The organism is Streptomyces albipurpureus, assembly GCF_023701525.1.
Taxonomy (GTDB): domain Bacteria; phylum Actinomycetota; class Actinomycetes; order Streptomycetales; family Streptomycetaceae; genus Streptomyces; species Streptomyces albipurpureus.
Window position 1 is genome coordinate 23,553 of the sequence record NZ_JAMQAW010000102.1, and the last position, 16,120, is coordinate 39,672.

A 16,120-nucleotide genomic window follows, 5' to 3' on the forward strand; every position below is an offset into this window, starting at 1 on the left:
CCCTGGTTCCCGCCCGCTTGTCGGTCTGCCACGTACGTCGCAAACCGCGACTGTCTCGCGTCGCTACACGGCACGGGCCAGACTGGGGATCGCCTTCGATGTGGGGCTCGCCGCCGGCGCTCTGAACCGCTGGCACCTTCTACGGCGCGTCCCCGCTGATGGGCTTGCGGTGCTGTCCAGGCGGCGGGGTCGCGACCACGAAGTCCGCGCTCAGTACGTCGGCATACGCGCCAGATCCTCCTGCGTGACCACCACGGCGCGCACGATCCGGTTGATAGTGTCGGAGCGGGCCAGGCGCGCGCCCCGGGCGCGGTTGGCCGACCCTGTCAGCAGCCCGCCCCATCCCCTCCGACCAGCTCACCGGCCTACTCGATCGGGTCTCCACCCCGATGGGCAAGGCCATCGTCGTCCTCGTCGCGATTCATGCCCGCGGCGCAACCGAAATCCGGCACATCCTCCTGAGCGATCTTGACCGCACCCGCGGCCGGCTCGTGGTCCGACGCGGAGGCCGCAGACACACGATCATCCTGGACGAGCTCACCACGGTCGTCCTGACCGACTGGCTCCGAGAGCGCTGGCGGCGCTGGCCCCACAGCACCAACCCGCACCTGTTCATCACCCAGATGACGGCACACGACCCCTCGGGACCGCCGATGAGCCAGTACGCCTACCAGCGGATCTTCCGCAAAATCGGCCCTCAGCCGAGCAAACTCCGCAGCGACCGCTTCCTCGACGAGGCCCACGAAACCGAAGACCCCATCCACCTCATGCGCGTGTTCGGGATCTCGGATGCAACCGCAATGAAGTACCTCCAAGCGGCTCATCCGCACCCCTTCAAACAGGACCCAACACAGGCCTGACCAGCGCTGGTCTCCGGCGCCATGCCACCGGAGACCACAGGGCGATCAGACTGCCAGATGCTTCGCGAGGTCGGTGAGGCTGCTGAAGATCGGAGTGCTGAACTCCTTGTCGAGATGGGCACGGTTGACCACGGTGTCCCACGCCTTCTTATCCGTGACGACTACGTCGCAGTACGGAATCGCAATCGACAGCGCGGCTATGTCGCGCAGATCGTTGATCGTCCAGTTCCGGTGCACGTCCTTGAGATAGTGGAAGTGCATCATCGTGACGACCTTGCGGGACGGAAGCGCCATCAGGAAGCTGGTGCGATCGTCCCGACTGTGAAACGGACCCTGCTTCACGAAGCCGGCGCTCATGAGCGCACGGGTGTAATTGTCGATGATGTCGAAGCTGAGCTGGCGGGCGACGATGGCGTCCATCGGTCGCCTAGCGACTTCCGGGACGGTGCGCAGCGTGTTGATCATGACGCTGAAACTGGCGAGCTGATCGTCCGCGACGCGCCGGGCCGCATAGGGGTCATAATTCTCGATTGCTGAGCGCAGAGTCCCGGGCGGCCCCCTCAGGACCCAGTACTCGGTGGTCGCGTTCGCCGAGGCCTCGAACTCCGACACTGACATCCCCAGGCCAGTCTCCAGCTCCTGACGGTTCTCCTCCGTGATTCCCGTCAGCACCATCCGCTTGGCCTCGCCGAACGCGAACCCCACGCCGATACCGAATTTCGTCACCTTCTTGGGGAAGGCAGGTCGGCCGAGTCGGCGGTTGAGCTCCAGCGCCAGTTCCTCATCGAGGATCTTAGACCCGGGTGCCATGGTCACGAACCTGGACAACAAGGCCATCGCGTCCGCCGCCCGCTCGCGGTGAGCGTCCCGGGGATTCTCGGTCAACTCCATGTAGTGCACGGTCGAGAGGGGAAACATGACCTCTCCCCGCTCGACATGGCCCTGCAACTGCTTCAGAGCCGTGACGTGGTCGGGGTTCTGAGGTTTGCCCGCGAGTGCGTCTCCGAGGGCATACCAGTGGTTGAGGTCGAGATAGACCATCAGCGGAAGGGGTGTTGCCATGCCCGCGATGCTAGGTCGCCCAATCGCCTGATGCATCGGACTTTTCCCGTTGCGCGAAGCCCGTCCGGCAACGAGTGGATCAGCTGGTATATCTCCATCTTGAGAACGGAACCCGCCGGTCTCTTCGCCCTGAAGAGATCCGACACCTCCGAGTTCGGCTCGACAGGGCCTCAGGAATCTGCGAACCCGTCGGCTTCGCTCACCGGGGAACTCCTCGACTAGCGTTGGCGTGGCTGGGACCTGACCGACCCTTACTGCCCTGCCACCCTGGAACCTGGCGCCGTGCCCCTGCCCCAACCGGCCACCCGAGCGAGCCCCAGTCGCATGTGCCTGACGTGCCACCACCATCGCCCAGTTCACCCAGCAGGGCGGACGGCAATCGGTCAAGCCCGTCCCAACGTTCTTTGCCCGCCTGCGAAGCTGTGCCGTTGAGCCAGCCCGGTATGAGACCAGGAAGCGCACTATGCAGTCGAAGACGCCCATCACCTCAGTCGCCTACCGCCGCGTGGAGTGGAAGGTGCTCGACCGCGCCCTGGCTCCCTACGACACCGACTCTCTGATCGTGCTGCTCCAGGCGGCGCTCACCTCGCCGGACTGCCAACGCCTCGCCGACCACCTGCTGCTGATGCTCACTCGCGTCCTGCGCACTCCGCCCCGCGCCGGTACATTCGCCGGCGCCGAGGACCTGCCCCGCTTGGTCGAAGCCGTTGTGCGTGCCGCACCCGGCCGCGGCGTCGTCACCGACCGCCACCCCAGCGACCTGCGCCCAGGCGTACGCCATCACCTCGCAGGCGAGCATCTGCTCGTCCACCCCGGGCAGCTCGCTCACCCCCTCCTCGTGCTGCGCAGCCTGCAGCTGACGGCCTTGGCCGTCGACGAACCCCTGTGCACGGCCTCCGGGTTCGGGATCGGCGACGTCCTTGATCTGGCCCTGCGTCTAACCGACCGGGCCCTGAGCGCCCTCACCCCGGTATGGCCCGAACCTGTCATTGGGGACACCGAGGGGCAGGTCGCCTGCCACCTCACCCCGGCCGAGGTCGACGCCGCCACCGCGATCGCCACGGCCGACCCGAACGGCCTGGTCCCCGCCTGCCAGTACCCGGAGCGCGCCGGACGCGCCCTCGCTTGGCTGACCCGGCCGGTCAAGGACCTGCCGCTGCGCTACCACCCCGACGCCCCCCTGCTCGGCCCGGTCCTGGCCGTCACCGCGCACGGCCGACGACTGCCCGTACCCGCCGCCGCGGCGACCGACGGCCTCGCCCCGGCCGCCGGCCGCCTGCTTGGCCTGCTGCCACCGGATCAACTGCCAACGGCGGAGGCCAGGTTGCAGGAGCTGACTGTTTCCCGGCTCGCCCAGCTCCTCGGTCTGGACCACGTCCCCGCCCGCTCTGGCCCGGTGTGCCGGCTGACCTCGCCGACCCACCGCTACGACATCGCCGTCGTCAGCGCCCTCGCCGATGGCCTCCTCGGCGCCCGCGTCGAGGAAGGCCGCGCAGCCCTCGCCGACACCCCGCCCGGCCGCGGCCGCCTCGTCGTCTACGGCGGACCTCGCTTCCTGGGGCGCGAGCTGATCCGCGACACTGCCCTCCTCCACGTCGAGGAACTCGCCGAGATCCTGCACGCCGCCGACGGCGACCCGACGCTCACGGCGCTTTTCCTCCTGGAGCTCACCGAGCACCCCGGCGTGCACGGCGTGGCCTACGACGACGCCCTCGACGCCTGGACCGCCTGGTACCACCACGCCACCCTGCTGCTGCCCGGCCCCGACAGCGATGACGTCGTCTACGTCCCCGCTGCCCCGTATGACGACGTCTGGGAGCGCGCTGCCGACCATGCGGCCACCGATCGCGTCCTGACCGCCGCCGGCCTGCCCGCGGTACGGGAGTTCAGACACGCCCGGCGCACCCCGCCCGAGGCCGGAGCGAGCGGCATCCACACCGACCTTGAGCACCGTACGGACGACGGCACGCTGCTCATCCGCACCTCCACCGTCCCCCCGGCGGCGATCGTCGCCGTCCCCTCCCGCCACCTCGGCGCCCTGCTCGACGCCAGCGGCATGGCCGCCTTCGCCGACTCCCTGCGCACCACCCTTACCACCCTCAAGCCCGTCACCGCGCACGCCACGCTCCCCGACGGCACACCCCTCGTCATCGAGGTGACCGTCACCGACCAGCCCCACCAGCCACCCGCCAACGCCAAGACCCCGGCAGGCGAGACCGGCGAGGTGGGGGAGCGGCTCCTGCTGCGCGCCGGGGCTGACCCGGCCGCTGCCCGGATCGGCCTCGTCATCGACCCACCCTTGCTCGCCGCGTTCAACGGCGACGGACAGCGGGGACACGACATCCTGGGCATGCTCGTCCACGACCTGATCACCCAGGTCCGCTCCGGCCGTGACGCCGATCCCGGCACCGACGCGGACACCTTCACCGCCGCCTGGTACACCGCCCACCCCGTGCTGCGGATGGCCGCCACCGTCCACTCCTGGCCCGCCACCGCCCCCGCCTACACCCTGCCGCGCACCCCTCACCTGCACGCCCGCGCCCTGCGCACTGCGGCCGCCGCCGTCCGGCGCGCCCGCGTTCCGGCCGGCAGCTGGCGCGGCGCCGACGCCCTGCGCCCCGGCGGGCCCGCCGAGCAGCTCCTCCATGCGCTGGAGAATGCCCTCGTTGACCAGCTCCGTGCCCACCAGCCCGCCCTGTTCGGCGAACTGGCCCGCCAGGTGAACGCCGCCTGGGCGCAGCGCACCCGCTCGCTCACCGAGACTGCGGTCAACCTCGCCGCCCCGTGGGCCGCGAACTGGATCGCCGAGGCCCGCCGCCGGCAGACCGAGGCCGCCACCGCCACCTCCGCCCTGCACCTGCTGCTGCAGCAGGCCCTCATCACCGGGCCCACCGGCACCCGGTCCGTCGACGTTCTTGCCGTCGCCGAGCTCGTCGCCCTCGCCGAGCTCGTCCTCGACAGCGGCATCACCGCGGTCGCCGCCGCCCGCCGCCTGCACGACGTGAGCCTGGACATCGACCCCACCGGCGTGTTCACCCTCACCACTGGTCCCGACGGCGCGAAGGCCTCCCCGGCCAAGCCCCAAGGCGGTGAACACCTGGGGTTCGACCTCGGCGCCTACCAGCGCGCCCGCCAGCAGAGCATGATCGCGGCCGCCGTCGACGCCGAGCCCGAACTCCTCGACGCCAGCACCCTGCTCGCCTCCCCACCCGTGCGCACTGAGACCCCCTTCACCGCGCCCGTCCTTCCGTCCGGCAGCCAACTTGCCCAAGCCGACCGGCTTCTGCGCCAGCAGTGGGGATGTGGCCTGGACGCACTTGGCGCCATCCTCGCGACTGCCTCCGACTGGCCCACCAGCGAACACGGCACAGCTACAGTCACCGTCGAGGCCCTGGTCGCCGAAAGCGTCGCATGGTCCGGGCTGCCCGCCGAACACCTCCGCGCCGCCGTCGACCGCCTGCGCCTGCACCCCGGCAACGCAGCCAGCACCACCGAGCACGCCTACACCGAGGTCGAACGCCGCACCCGCCCCCTGACCCACCCCCTCATAGCCGACGGCGAGGACCTCCTCGTCCTGCCCTGGCTCGCCCACGCCGCCCGCGAGGCCTACGCGGCCTCCCTCGACGACGGCCGCCTCCCGCACCCTGAGCTCCCTGACCCCGTCGACAAAGCCCTCACCCGCCACCGCCAGCAACTCGACCAGCGCTTGGAGTCCGACGTCCGCGAAGCCGCCCGCGCTGCAGGCATGCCGCACCGCTTCCGCCTACTGGAGAAGACGGCCGCTCAGCTCGGCGTCCCTGGCCTGACTGGCGAGATCGACCTCTTGGTCGCCGACCCCGACACGGGCCGCCTCTGGGTGATTGAGGCGAAGAACCCCACCCGGGCCGTCGCGGTGCACGCCCTGCAGCAGCACATCAAGAAGTTCACCACCCGCTACCGGGACAAACTGCTCGCCAAGGCCGCCACCGTCGCCCAGTACGCGGCCCACGCAGCGGCGGCCTGCGGTGCCACGGCCGAAGTCCCGTGGCGGGTGTTGCCGTTGATGGTCACCCGCACCATCGAGCCGGCCGCGTTCCTCGCCGACCCCCGCATCCCTTACACCACCGCCGACCGCCTCACCATGGTCCTGACCCACCCGGCCGACCCGGAACCCGGATGGATCGCAGCCACCCCATGACCCCGCCACAGCTGCCGGCGCACGGCACTCCACCCGGACCTGGGGCTGGGCGTTCCCTCCGCGGCCGCACTCGCCGCAGCGGGGCAGTGCGACGTTCTGGGCGCCGGCCTCGTGCAGGGCCATCAGCAGTTTCGCGACGCAGTAGGGCGCCGGTGGCTGTCCGGTCTGCAACAGTGACGGGTCGTCGTGCAGGGCCTGGGCGAGGCTGCGGCGACCGGCTCGTGCGCGTACGACCGTGAGGACGATGTCGCGGACGCGCTCGGCGGGCAGGTGCTTTTCGACGTTCCCGATCAGCCGCACGACCAGGCCGACCGGATTGTGTGCTCGGCCGCAAACTGCCCCGCTGCGAGACTGCCACTCCGGACCGGCTCTGGCGGGACCCATCACCCGGTCCTCGTCGAAGTAGGCTTTGCCGGCCTGGAGACCCCCACCCTCTGGTGGAACGACCGCACCCTGCACTTCTGCTTCCCACCACGCTGAGCGAGGCAGCCAACCTCAAGCGAATCTCCGCATCGGGAATCGCGGCCCGGTCAGCGTGGATGGTATCTCTCCCGGGACCCGTTACGGGTCTATGTGACGACGGCCGAGAGCTATGTGACAACCCACCTGGGGCCGCGCAGAGCACGCCTATGATCGATGCATGCCGTCGCCCCTTCCCACGTCCCTTGCTGTGTCCGACGCCATCACCCACTATCGTCAGCTGCGCGAGCTGACCATCGACGAGCTGGCCTATGTGCTCTTGATGCTCGATCACCCGATCTCTGCCGACGCTCTTGCGGAGATGGAGCGATGTGCTCGCCCCGTGACCGTCGACGATCTCGTCTCGATCGCCTATGCACTCGACACGACCCCCGCGGTGCTGTTGTCGCACATCCCCATCGACATGCCAGATCCCGAGGGGCCTCTCGCCACCGGGCTCCCCAGTGACATCGACCAGACCGAGCTCCGCGCCTGGCTTGAAGGGAAGACCGCGCTCGACCGCCAGTCGCGGGTGAGCTGGTGGAAAGAGCGGGCTGGCCGCCTCAGGGTCCGGTCTGCACACCACGAGGAGCAGCTGCAAGGTGCGTATGCAGAGCTGCGCGAGCTCGGCGATCTGGCGGTCGAAGAAGCAGACGCCCCGCCCGTGCAGCGTCTGCAGTGGCGCATTCAAGACGGTGAACACGCGCTCAACCAGTCCGAGGTCGCGCTGGCGCTGACTGAGCATCGGCTCCACAGCCTCCGAGGAGATGTCTGATAGCCGGTCACGGCCAGTCAAAATCGTCTTTCCATAGGCGACTTTGATTGGGCTTCTGTTGTGGAGGGGGTACACCTAGTACAGCAAGCTGCAGCACTGTTAGTGCGCTTGTGAATGCGATTGCAAGCGCTGATGCACGAGAAGAAAGCTCGGAAGTCGGTCAGTTCGTCCTCAAGGATGCCTGCTACGGCTCCCGAGGGTGGTCGGGCGCCATCCTGACGATCCTCCCCCGGCTGTAGTGGTCTCGCACTACCACCGGGGCCAACCGCCTCTCCGGAACGAACGAAGGGAAGACACCATGAACACCACCAGGACCGCGCGTGCGACGCGGACCAAGATCGCCGTGTCCATCGCGGCCCTGGCCGCGGGCTCACTCGTACTCACCGCCTGCAGCGGAAGCAGCGGCAGCGCCAGAAAGCTCGACGGTACCTACTACGTCAAGGACGTCAACGGCACGTCCGAACTCGGCCAGATGGTCGTCAAGGGCAACAGCGTCTCGCACCATGAGTACACCTGCGATGGTGTCTACGAGAAGCCGGACGTGACCAGCACCGGCGAGTTAAACAAGGATCAGTCTCAGATCATCTGGACGGTCGCCGGAGAGGACAGCCGCAACAAGCGGACCGGCAGCGAGCCCATCGCAACCAGCGACACTTCGATCAGCATCAGCGGCAGCGCGTATGTTCGTGACAACTCCGATGCAGGCAAGGCTCTGCTGGATGCCTTCAAGGTCAAGTGCGGGAAGTAGCGTTGATGTCTCGCTCGGCCGACCAAGCAGCACAGAACCCCGTGGGCATCGCGTCCACGGGGTTCTCTCTTCCCTCGGCTGATCAAGCCTCTGACGCCCACTCCTGAAGCTGCTGCGCCCGGTTCTCCTCGATCGTCTCCAGCGGGCGGCCGTACTTCGGAGCACACCGCTGGACGAAATCGAGCTCGTTCCACGCGGCTGGCCTCCGAATCCTCGACTGGGCCGCCACGACGAACACCGCAGTACTGACGCCGATGTTGGACAGGCACCACCCGGTCTGGAGCACCATCAGCGCCACAGGCAGACCATCCTCGATCGCCATGGTGACCGAAGCTCTTACGCCTGCAACGTTAGGCAGAATGCTCGACACGCCCCCCGAGTGTGCCGATCAGACGCGCCAGAGTCTGCGGCGGCTCGTTGCGATGCCGCACGGCGCTTACCATCTCGCAGGTGAACACCGCCCTGGTCACGGCCGCCAATCGCGCCGAGCGCCACCAGTCACGCGGGAACTCGTCGCGAAGCCTCGATGCGAGCCTCATGTTCCCCTCCTTCTCCTCACACTGCTCAAAGGACGACGCACCAGGTGGAACGATCATCCTCACCTGGTGCGTCGTCCCTCCAGGTTTGCCCTCGACCGGACGATCAGTCCTGGGGCTCCTGGGTCCCCCGGCGAGGTTGACCCTCCGGCCGCTGCTGCGGCTCGGGTGTCACCACGCTCTGAGCGGCCGGATTAGTGACCCGGCGAGGGCGACGAACCGGAGCCTGCTGCGGCGAAGGAGCCGGTCCAGAAGCTGACTGCTGCGGAGCCTGAGCCCGCGGGGCAGGTGTTTGGCGCGGTGTAGGCGTCGACGACTGAGTCGAGCTCTGCTGACGCTCTGCCTGCGTCCGAGCCGGAGTCCGTGCACTAGGAGCGGCCGGATTCTGGCCCGGAGTAACTGAGGGATGGTTGGTGGGGGTTCCCTGCTGCCTCTGGGCCGAGGTGCTCTGGGTGGAGCGTGTGGGATGCGTGCTCGACGAAGCCTGCTGTCCAGAATCAGGAACGGGCACAGGAGTAGGAGTAGCGCCGGTGCTGAGGTGCTGCGGTGCGGTCTGCTGATTCCCGCCCGAGGAGTTCTGCGTCGGGGTACCCGTGCCGAGCTGCGTCTGGACCGTGTGACCGGCGGCAGCCTCTGCGCTGGTCGGGACAGAACCAGCGCCGCGGGCGCCGTTCTGACCCTGAGCGGCGCCGCGAGAGCTCGACGGCTCCGTGGACGGGGCCAGGACTTTGCTGGGGATGGCCTTGCCGCCGCCCGAGGTGTACCCGAGATTCGACAGGCCGCCCTGGTTGCTCAGACCCTGCGCCGTCTGCTTGTCAGAGTGCGAGCTGCCCGCTCCACCACTCGTCAGCTGCAGCGGTCCCCCTTTGTCGGCGGGGTCGTCGCCCTGAGCGCCGGCGGGACCGCTGCCGCCCGGCAGAGCCCTACTGCTTCCGCCGGAGCCACCACCACCGGGACCACCACCCAGAGCCGGGCCGTGCTGGCCGCCGCCCCCGAGGGCCTGTTGTTGCGGACCAGCGGTCAGCGCTGTGGTGTGACCGTTCGTGCCGCCGGCGTTCGTCGAGGGTGTCTTGCCCGCGGACTTGCCCGTGCTCGGGGATGCCGGACCGCTGGTCTTGCTGTTGAACCCGTTGGCGAGCTTGTTGCCCATGGCCATACCCGCACCAGCCCCCGCACCCGCGGCCAGAGCAGGCATCAGCCCGCCCTTGTCCGGCTTCGGCGTGGTGTTCGTCTCGAGGAACTTGTCCACGAGCTTGGTGACCACCTCGTCCATCGCCTGCAGGACAGTCTTGCGAACCCGTAGCAGGGCGAAGGTGATGCCCATGATCACCAGTGAGGAGATCAGGGTGAGGATTACCACGATGACCCCGCCGAGCGCAGAGCTGCCCCACAAGCCGCCGGGGCTCATGAAACTCGACACGGGTCCAGCCATAATGCCCGGGACCGAGATCAGGAACTCCGAGACGAACTGGTAGATGAACAGCGTGATGAGGACCTCCAGGATCAGCGCAATGGAGTAGACGATCACTTTGGCGATCGCCTGCAGCGCGCCCAGCGTCGCGAACGGCACGGCGGCCACCAAGCCGAAGATCCGCTTGACCGATCCTGCCAGCATGCCGATGGCGTACCAGAAGCCGAGCAGGACGATGGAGCCCAGGACCGTGGCCGCGTTGCTCCAGTACATGAACTTCGCCGGCCCCGTGCCCACCTGGCTGACGGCCATGTGGTTCTCGCGGGTGAACCCGCTCGTGGCGTTGTTCGAGCTGTACATCGTCAGCGAGGCGGGACCGAAACCGGTGTTGAGGTAGTTGTACGCCGTAAGCGGGGCCAGGTTGCACGAGGAGGGCGTCTTGCCCACCGTGAAGCCGCAGCCTCCCTTCGTCCCCGTCGTCGTGAAGACCGTCGAGTCCTTACCGGGACGAGAGGAGGTCAGGCCCGTGCCGTCGGTCGAGATCACCGGGTGATCGACCGGCTTCGGTCCCTTCTCCTCACCGAACTCCTCCACGTCGCCGTAGCTGCTCTTGTCGACGAACCAGCTCTTCTTGGCATCCGAGCTCTCGTCAAGCTGCGTGATCGAGCTCTTGATCCCCGACTCGAAGTCGGAGGCCGTTACCTCGCTGCTGGCGATGTACTTGCCGATGATCCCGAAGGTCGAGAACACCGCCTGGAAGTCGTCCGAGGCACTGCCGCCGGCGGAGACCATGCCGTCCTTCCACGCCGACTCGGCGTCGTTGGCCTTCGTTCCGATACTGATGCCGTCGAACGTCGACCCGTGGGACTGCTTGTTGATCGCCAGCGCGCTCGTGCGCACAGACATCATCGCGTCCGGGCTCGCCTGGTCGCCGTTCCAGGAAACGGTTGCCTGGTCCGGGATGCCGAGGCGGTCGTTCATCATCCACGCCTCGAAGTCGACGTAGGTGCTCAGCACGACGCGCGTCGGGCCGGCGTGCTGACCGAGAACGGAGTCGTCGAACTTTCCGAGCACGCTGGAGTACATCGAGCCGACGAGCGGCAGGCCGACGCCGATGAAGACGACGCGCACGATGAGCTTCTTGATCGCCGAGCCCCGGTTCATCTTCTTGAACAGGACCAGGCTGATGAGCAGGAAGCCGATGAAGATCGGCACGAGCGCCTGCCATGCGATGTCGACGAGCAGGCCGTACCAGCCGCTGATCCAGTGCTGCAGACCCGAGAGCGCGCCGCCTCCGGTCTCACCTCCGGTCATACCCTCGGCAAAAGTCGGATTGATCGCCGCGACCGCCTGGTAGAACCACATGAAGGGGTTGATGAGCTTCAGGAACTGGATGATGACGTAGAACAGCGTGCCGACCGCCAGCGCCAGGGCGTAGAGGACCCAGATGATCGACCCCCCGATCACGCTCACGATCTGGCCGCCGATACCCGAGGACATCGTGTCCAGGCCCAGGTCGTTGTTGGCCGCCCCGAAGTGCGCGTAGTCGAGCATGCCCGAGTACTTCGCGTCGCCCTTGTCATCCTTCGCGGCAAGGGTCTCGTAGGTAACGGTCTGCGAGGACCCTGACACCTCGGCGAAGAACCAGCCCACGACGTTGCCCAGGCTGAACTCCGGGTCGGCGTAGCCGAGCATGGAACCGCCCGAGGCCGGGCTGGACGTGACCGGCTTCCAGTTCTCGTGCATGCCTTTGTCGTTCTGCGGCGAGTTCTTCTCGCTGAAGTACGAGCTCGCGTTCGAGGTCAGCTGGTACAGGCTGTAGTTGTCGCGCTCCTTCTTGTCGTCCGCGGACGCCGGCGAAGAGGTCGCCATCATGAAGACCGGCACGAGCAGCGCCGCCAGGAGCACGAGGGCGAGCCCGCGTGTGAGCCGACCCGGGCGGACTGCGCCACCGCCGTGGCGGGCCCAGGCGCGCAGCCTCGCCACCGCCGTGATCGTCCCGTTCATCGTCGCTCCTCTACTCCTCGCTCTCGTATCAGTGCTGACCCCGTTCATGTCTTGACCAGCTTCTTCGGCTTGGTCTTCTCTGCTGGGCGCCTTGCGTCGTTTTCGGGCTGCCGCAGGCTCTTGCCGTCGTTGCGCCTGCTCGCGTCGTCCTGGCCCGTGTCAGCCTCACCGTCACCGCCCGTGCTGTGCTTCCGAATGCTGGTCAGGTTCGCGCCCGGTGCCGGTTTGTCGCGCATGATCGTGTCCATCCGCGCCACCTCTTCGGCCCTGGCTGCCTCCAGGCGGACCTTCCTGCGCTGGGCCTCGCGGTAGGGGTTGATCCCCAGTGCCAGATCCAGGTGGAAGACGACGTTGGAGACGCCCCGGCGCAGGTACGTGAGGTTCTCACCCTTGGTCGTGATGAGCTGGGCGAGATCCGGGGGGATCCGCTGGTGCAGCTGCTTTTGGTACTCCACCACTGTCCCGTCGCGCATCGGGCCGAAGAGTGTGTAGTCCGCAGCGTCGAACGTGTTGAAATCGCTGTCGGCCAGCGTCTTGTCGACGTCGTTGTAGCTGTAGACCACCCGGCCGCCCCGCTCGTGCATGTGGTCGAACTGATCCTGGATGTACCTCTTCACCCGGTCGTCGACGTGTTCGGTGCCGTGGATGATCACCGTGTCGCCGAGCCCCAGCTTGCCGACGGCGAATCCGACGATGTTCACCAGCTGTGCCATCGCCACGCCCTTGCCGCGGCGCATGAGCCGTGAGAAGTCGTAGACCACGCGCCGGGAGTCCCGGACCCCGTCCACAGCCGAGGCCGTGTGGTTGTTGAAGAGGTCGCCGTTCGTGCTCAGCATCGCGTTGGCGATGCCCTTGAGCACGTTGTACGCCCGCAGCTGGTCCGCGTCGGTCCTGCTGGAGTTCAGCAGTGCCTTGTGTGCGGTCGCCAGGTAGGAGACGAACATCTGAAGACGCGGCACCTGGGTGTGCGGGATGTTCACCACACGCAGTCGGTGCCGCTGTTCCTTGGCGTTGTGCCGCCACATACCCTGCTCGATGTAGAAGTCCGTGGCGGTGTCTTCGAGGGCACTGCGGATGATCGAGCCGACGGCACCATCGGTGGTCTCGTAGAGCTGCTCGAACATCAGCTTGAGCTTCTCCATCTGGGCGGAGAAGACCGTCAGTTCGTCCTCCTCCTCGCCGAACATCTCGAACATGTTCACATCGCCCTGGTTCAGGTCCACGCGCGAGGTGAGACGTTCGAACGTCGGGCCGAGCGTGTCGAGGTTCGCTCCGTCGAGGACGAGGTGGACGACTTGGCCGTTGTTCAGCAGCGTGGCCTGCGAGATCTTCGAGCACCACATGTTGGCCACCCGTTGGCGGTCGAGGTACTCGCTGAGCGTGGCGTCGGCGACGATCACGTGGTGCTCGTAGGCGTCGACGTCCATGAGCACGGCGCTGTTGTTGACGTCGCCGACCATGTAGCCGACGTACTCGCCGCCCTTGTCGTTGAGGCCGTTGGTCACCAGCGAGTACGAGCCCGCCAGCTCGGTCGAGGTGAAGTGGAAGCCCTTGCCCTTCTTCTTCTCGTTGTTCTTCCACAGGCCCGAGAGCTCTTGGCGCTGCTCGCCGGCGTAGGGCGCAGCCTTCAGGGTGCCGAAGCGGTCGATGTACAGGCGCGTGACCCGGTCGACCGTGTCGTCCAGGGTCGCCAGGTCGGGGGCCTTGAGGAAGAGCCGGTTGTGCACGGAGAGATAGCTCGCGCCGTCCTGCAGCTCTCCGATCGTTACCCCGAGGTCACTGGAGATCTTCGCGGCCTTGCGCTTGGAGGAGGCCGTGCCCGTCTCCTCCTGCTCGCTGGTATCGAGTCGTTCCAGCTTCTCCGACTGCTTCGTGTACGAGTCGATCCACTTGTCGTCCATCCGCCTGACCTGCTCGAGCACGATCGCGGTGACCCGCTCGTCCAGGCCGTCCGGGATCCGGTCGATGCCCCAGAAGGCTGCGAAGTTGTCGTGCGCGGCGTCGTCGTGGAAGTACGCCAGGATGCAGGCGACCGAGCTGTCGACCTCGAAGTAGTCGGAACGGAAGAGGTACTTCTCCTTCGGCTTCAGCGCGAGCAGATGCAGATAGGCGTCGAACGTGCCCTGGAGGTGCTTGACCTCCCGACGGCGCTGCCACCAGTTCTTCTTCGGCTCAGGGGCTTCATCGGCCACGCCGTCAGCTGCCTCAGCGCCCCGCACGCCCTCAGCCTCAGCAGCGCCGTCCGCGCGCGGGTCATCGACCACAGACTCCGCGGTGTCATACGTCCCGCCAGGCTTCTTCCCCGGGATGCCGAGCTGTGCCCGGACCTTCGTCTTCAGCGCCATGGTGTCCTTCGTTCGTTCCTGGTCGTGTCGGTCGGCCTAACGCCGTTCAGTTCAGCGACACCTTGAGGCTGGGCAGTTCGTCGTCGATGCCCTGGTAGAAGACCCGCAGCATCGGCTCCGCCTCCTCGCGGTCGAGCCTCGCGGCTTCCTTGATCATGAAAGTGGAGCCGCCGACCTCGGCATGGAGGACCTGGTGCCCCTTGCGCAGTGCATCGTTGTTTTTGCCCTTGAGTAGCAGGTACTGGTGGATCGAGGGGAACTTCCCGCCCACGTGCTGCGTGAGGATGTCGTACTGCTCGTTCTGCAGCTCGACCAGGTCGGGGTCACGGACCTCCAGAGCCTGGTTGCGCCGCTCCAGGTTCGCCACCTGGTGGTAGACCCGCTGCGGTTCCTTCGTTGTGATGAAGGTGTGCTCGCAGGTCGTCTCGACCTTGCGCCAGAAGGAGTCGACCCGGTCGAGGATCCGGATTCGGTCCTCGTCGAAGAGTAGATAGCTCGCCGAGCCGACGACCAGGTATACGCGGCCTTTGCCGCCGTCGGAGAAGTGGATCAGCCCGTCCTTGTCGATCCCGTCGATGCCGACGATCGAGTAGAAGTCCGTCGGGTTCGAGCTACGACGGGCGAGGACGTGCCGGGCCTTGTGAGGCAGATACGCCAGGAAGGCCGGCACCCGCATGATGCGCAACTCCTTCGTCTCCATCAGCCCGCCGAAGTACGCGATCGCCGCCAGCCCCCAGAGGACGAAGAACGTGATGGCGACTAGGCCTGAGCTCGCGACGAACGTCGACGTGCTGAACCACAGCAGAGCGAGGAGGCCGCCGCCGAAGAAGAGCAGCTGCTTGATCGGGGAGGGCTTCGCCGCCCAGCCTCCCTTGCTCAGTGTGATCTCGTGGTCGAGGAAGCTCCTGTTCAGCGAACTCGGCACCTTGTAGGACAGTTTCGCCATGAACCTCTCATCTCCCCTGCTATCTGAATGGCCAGTGATTGCCCTATCCAAAAGACCTCATATGTGAAGTGTATGGACGGCATCCTATCTTAGAGAGGCCATTTGAATCGAGCGTGAAAGGCTCTTGAGTGGCGACGTATGGCGAGTTGGACTAGCGGGTTCTAGTGGCCCGATGGCTGACAGGCCAGTCGCGCCGCGGGAGCCGAGGCGCTCAGCCCACCGCTACCGCTTCGAAGCGCGGGACGTCGTCGCCCAGGTCGAGGGCGGCCATCGCATCGGCTCAGTCGTCCTGGTCGAGGGACTTTTGGCGGGTCGGTATCAAGGGGCGGGGTCGGCAGGGGCGTCTGTCCGGGGTGTCGCGCACCTCTGGGGAGTCAGGTGGGTGGAGAGGTCCGCCCCGCCCGGGTATGGCGGCCAGCAGGTCCTAGCCGTGAGCGAAGCGGCTCACCCCGCCGAGCTCCGAAGCCCCGGTCCGATCGAAGATGACCATGGGGCGACTGATCGACCGGCGCGACTTCGACGCCCAGCACACCGCCGGCGCCCTCAGTCTCAACTGGCCCCCGACCTCCCTACCCGTTGTCTCCCTCGCCGCCCTTGGGGTATTTGCCCGATGGCGGGGTCGCGGCGATGAAGTCGGCGCTCAGCACGTCCCCGTGGGGGGCCAACTCCTCGTGGGAGGCCACCACGGCGCGCACGATCCGGCTAACCGTGTCGGAGCGGGCCAGGCGAGTGTTGAGCGTCATTGAAAATGCCTATGAGTGCGGCAGTTTGGGCAGCTTGGTGCCGACAAGATC

General features: G+C 67.1%; 10 protein-coding genes. 4 read left to right on the plus strand and 6 right to left on the minus strand.

Going from position 1 to position 16,120, the window contains the following annotated elements; all coding sequences use genetic code 11:
• Positions 1–389: 389 nt before the first annotated feature.
• Positions 390–860: a hypothetical protein gene (locus tag NBG84_RS38980; protein ID WP_250924470.1), complete on the plus strand. Its 471-nt coding sequence runs from the start codon at positions 390–392 to the stop codon at positions 858–860.
• 45 nt (positions 861–905) lie between these two features.
• Here the strand turns inward: NBG84_RS38980 and NBG84_RS38985 are convergent, their stop codons facing one another.
• Positions 906–1,922, minus strand: a complete 1,017-nt coding sequence (locus NBG84_RS38985; protein ID WP_250924471.1) for a hypothetical protein — start codon at positions 1,920–1,922, stop codon at positions 906–908.
• A 463-nt stretch (positions 1,923–2,385) separates the two neighbouring features.
• Here NBG84_RS38985 and NBG84_RS40930 point away from each other — a divergent pair, with 463 nt between their 5' ends.
• The 3 genes from NBG84_RS40930 (at position 2,386) to NBG84_RS39000 (ending at position 8,081) form a co-directional block, all read left to right on the plus strand.
• Positions 2,386–6,099 carry a hypothetical protein gene (locus NBG84_RS40930; protein ID WP_285368962.1) on the plus strand — a complete coding sequence of 1,238 codons (3,714 nt, stop codon included), beginning with the start codon at positions 2,386–2,388 and terminating at the stop codon, positions 6,097–6,099.
• Between the two features lie 670 nt (positions 6,100–6,769).
• Complete coding sequence (locus tag NBG84_RS38995) at positions 6,770–7,333, plus strand: DNA-binding protein (protein WP_250924472.1); 564 nt, start codon at positions 6,770–6,772, stop codon at positions 7,331–7,333.
• 298 nt (positions 7,334–7,631) lie between these two features.
• Positions 7,632–8,081 carry a hypothetical protein gene (locus NBG84_RS39000; RefSeq protein ID WP_250924473.1) on the plus strand — a complete coding sequence of 150 codons (450 nt, stop codon included), beginning with the start codon at positions 7,632–7,634 and terminating at the stop codon, positions 8,079–8,081.
• Between the two features lie 82 nt (positions 8,082–8,163).
• Here the strand turns inward: NBG84_RS39000 and NBG84_RS39005 are convergent, their stop codons facing one another.
• The 5 genes from NBG84_RS39005 to NBG84_RS39025 all read right to left on the minus strand — a co-directional run bounded on the left by NBG84_RS39005 (position 8,164) and on the right by NBG84_RS39025 (position 16,069).
• Positions 8,164–8,403 carry a hypothetical protein gene (locus NBG84_RS39005; protein WP_250924474.1) on the minus strand — a complete coding sequence of 80 codons (240 nt, stop codon included), beginning with the start codon at positions 8,401–8,403 and terminating at the stop codon, positions 8,164–8,166.
• Positions 8,404–8,723: 320 nt separating this feature from the next.
• Positions 8,724–12,035 carry a hypothetical protein gene (locus NBG84_RS39010; RefSeq protein ID WP_250924475.1) on the minus strand — a complete coding sequence of 1,104 codons (3,312 nt, stop codon included), beginning with the start codon at positions 12,033–12,035 and terminating at the stop codon, positions 8,724–8,726.
• A 44-nt stretch (positions 12,036–12,079) separates the two neighbouring features.
• Complete coding sequence (locus NBG84_RS39015) at positions 12,080–14,380, minus strand: hypothetical protein (protein WP_250924476.1); 2,301 nt, start codon at positions 14,378–14,380, stop codon at positions 12,080–12,082.
• Positions 14,381–14,426: 46 nt separating this feature from the next.
• Positions 14,427–15,326 (minus strand): hypothetical protein, encoded by a 900-nt coding sequence (locus tag NBG84_RS39020; protein ID WP_250924477.1) that lies wholly within the window; start codon positions 15,324–15,326, stop codon positions 14,427–14,429.
• Positions 15,327–15,895: 569 nt separating this feature from the next.
• Positions 15,896–16,069 (minus strand): hypothetical protein, encoded by a 174-nt coding sequence (locus NBG84_RS39025; RefSeq protein WP_250924478.1) that lies wholly within the window; start codon positions 16,067–16,069, stop codon positions 15,896–15,898.
• Between the last annotated feature and the right edge of the window lie 51 nt (positions 16,070–16,120).

Excerpts from the sequence above, each read along its gene's own strand:
- NBG84_RS39020 (WP_250924477.1), bottom strand. The coding sequence starts at position 15,326 with ATGGCGAAACTGTCCTACAAGGTGCCGAGTTCGCTGAACAGGAGCTTC.
- NBG84_RS39005 (WP_250924474.1), bottom strand. The coding sequence starts at position 8,403 with ATGGCGATCGAGGATGGTCTGCCTGTGGCGCTGATGGTGCTCCAGACC.
- NBG84_RS39025 (WP_250924478.1), bottom strand. The coding sequence starts at position 16,069 with ATGACGCTCAACACTCGCCTGGCCCGCTCCGACACGGTTAGCCGGATC.
- NBG84_RS39015 (WP_250924476.1), bottom strand. The coding sequence starts at position 14,380 with ATGGCGCTGAAGACGAAGGTCCGGGCACAGCTCGGCATCCCGGGGAAG.
- NBG84_RS38985 (WP_250924471.1), bottom strand. The coding sequence starts at position 1,922 with ATGGCAACACCCCTTCCGCTGATGGTCTATCTCGACCTCAACCACTGG.
- NBG84_RS38980 (WP_250924470.1), top strand. The coding sequence starts at position 390 with ATGGGCAAGGCCATCGTCGTCCTCGTCGCGATTCATGCCCGCGGCGCA.
- NBG84_RS40930 (WP_285368962.1), top strand. The coding sequence starts at position 2,386 with ATGCAGTCGAAGACGCCCATCACCTCAGTCGCCTACCGCCGCGTGGAG.
- NBG84_RS39010 (WP_250924475.1), bottom strand. The coding sequence starts at position 12,035 with ATGAACGGGACGATCACGGCGGTGGCGAGGCTGCGCGCCTGGGCCCGC.
- NBG84_RS39000 (WP_250924473.1), top strand. The coding sequence starts at position 7,632 with ATGAACACCACCAGGACCGCGCGTGCGACGCGGACCAAGATCGCCGTG.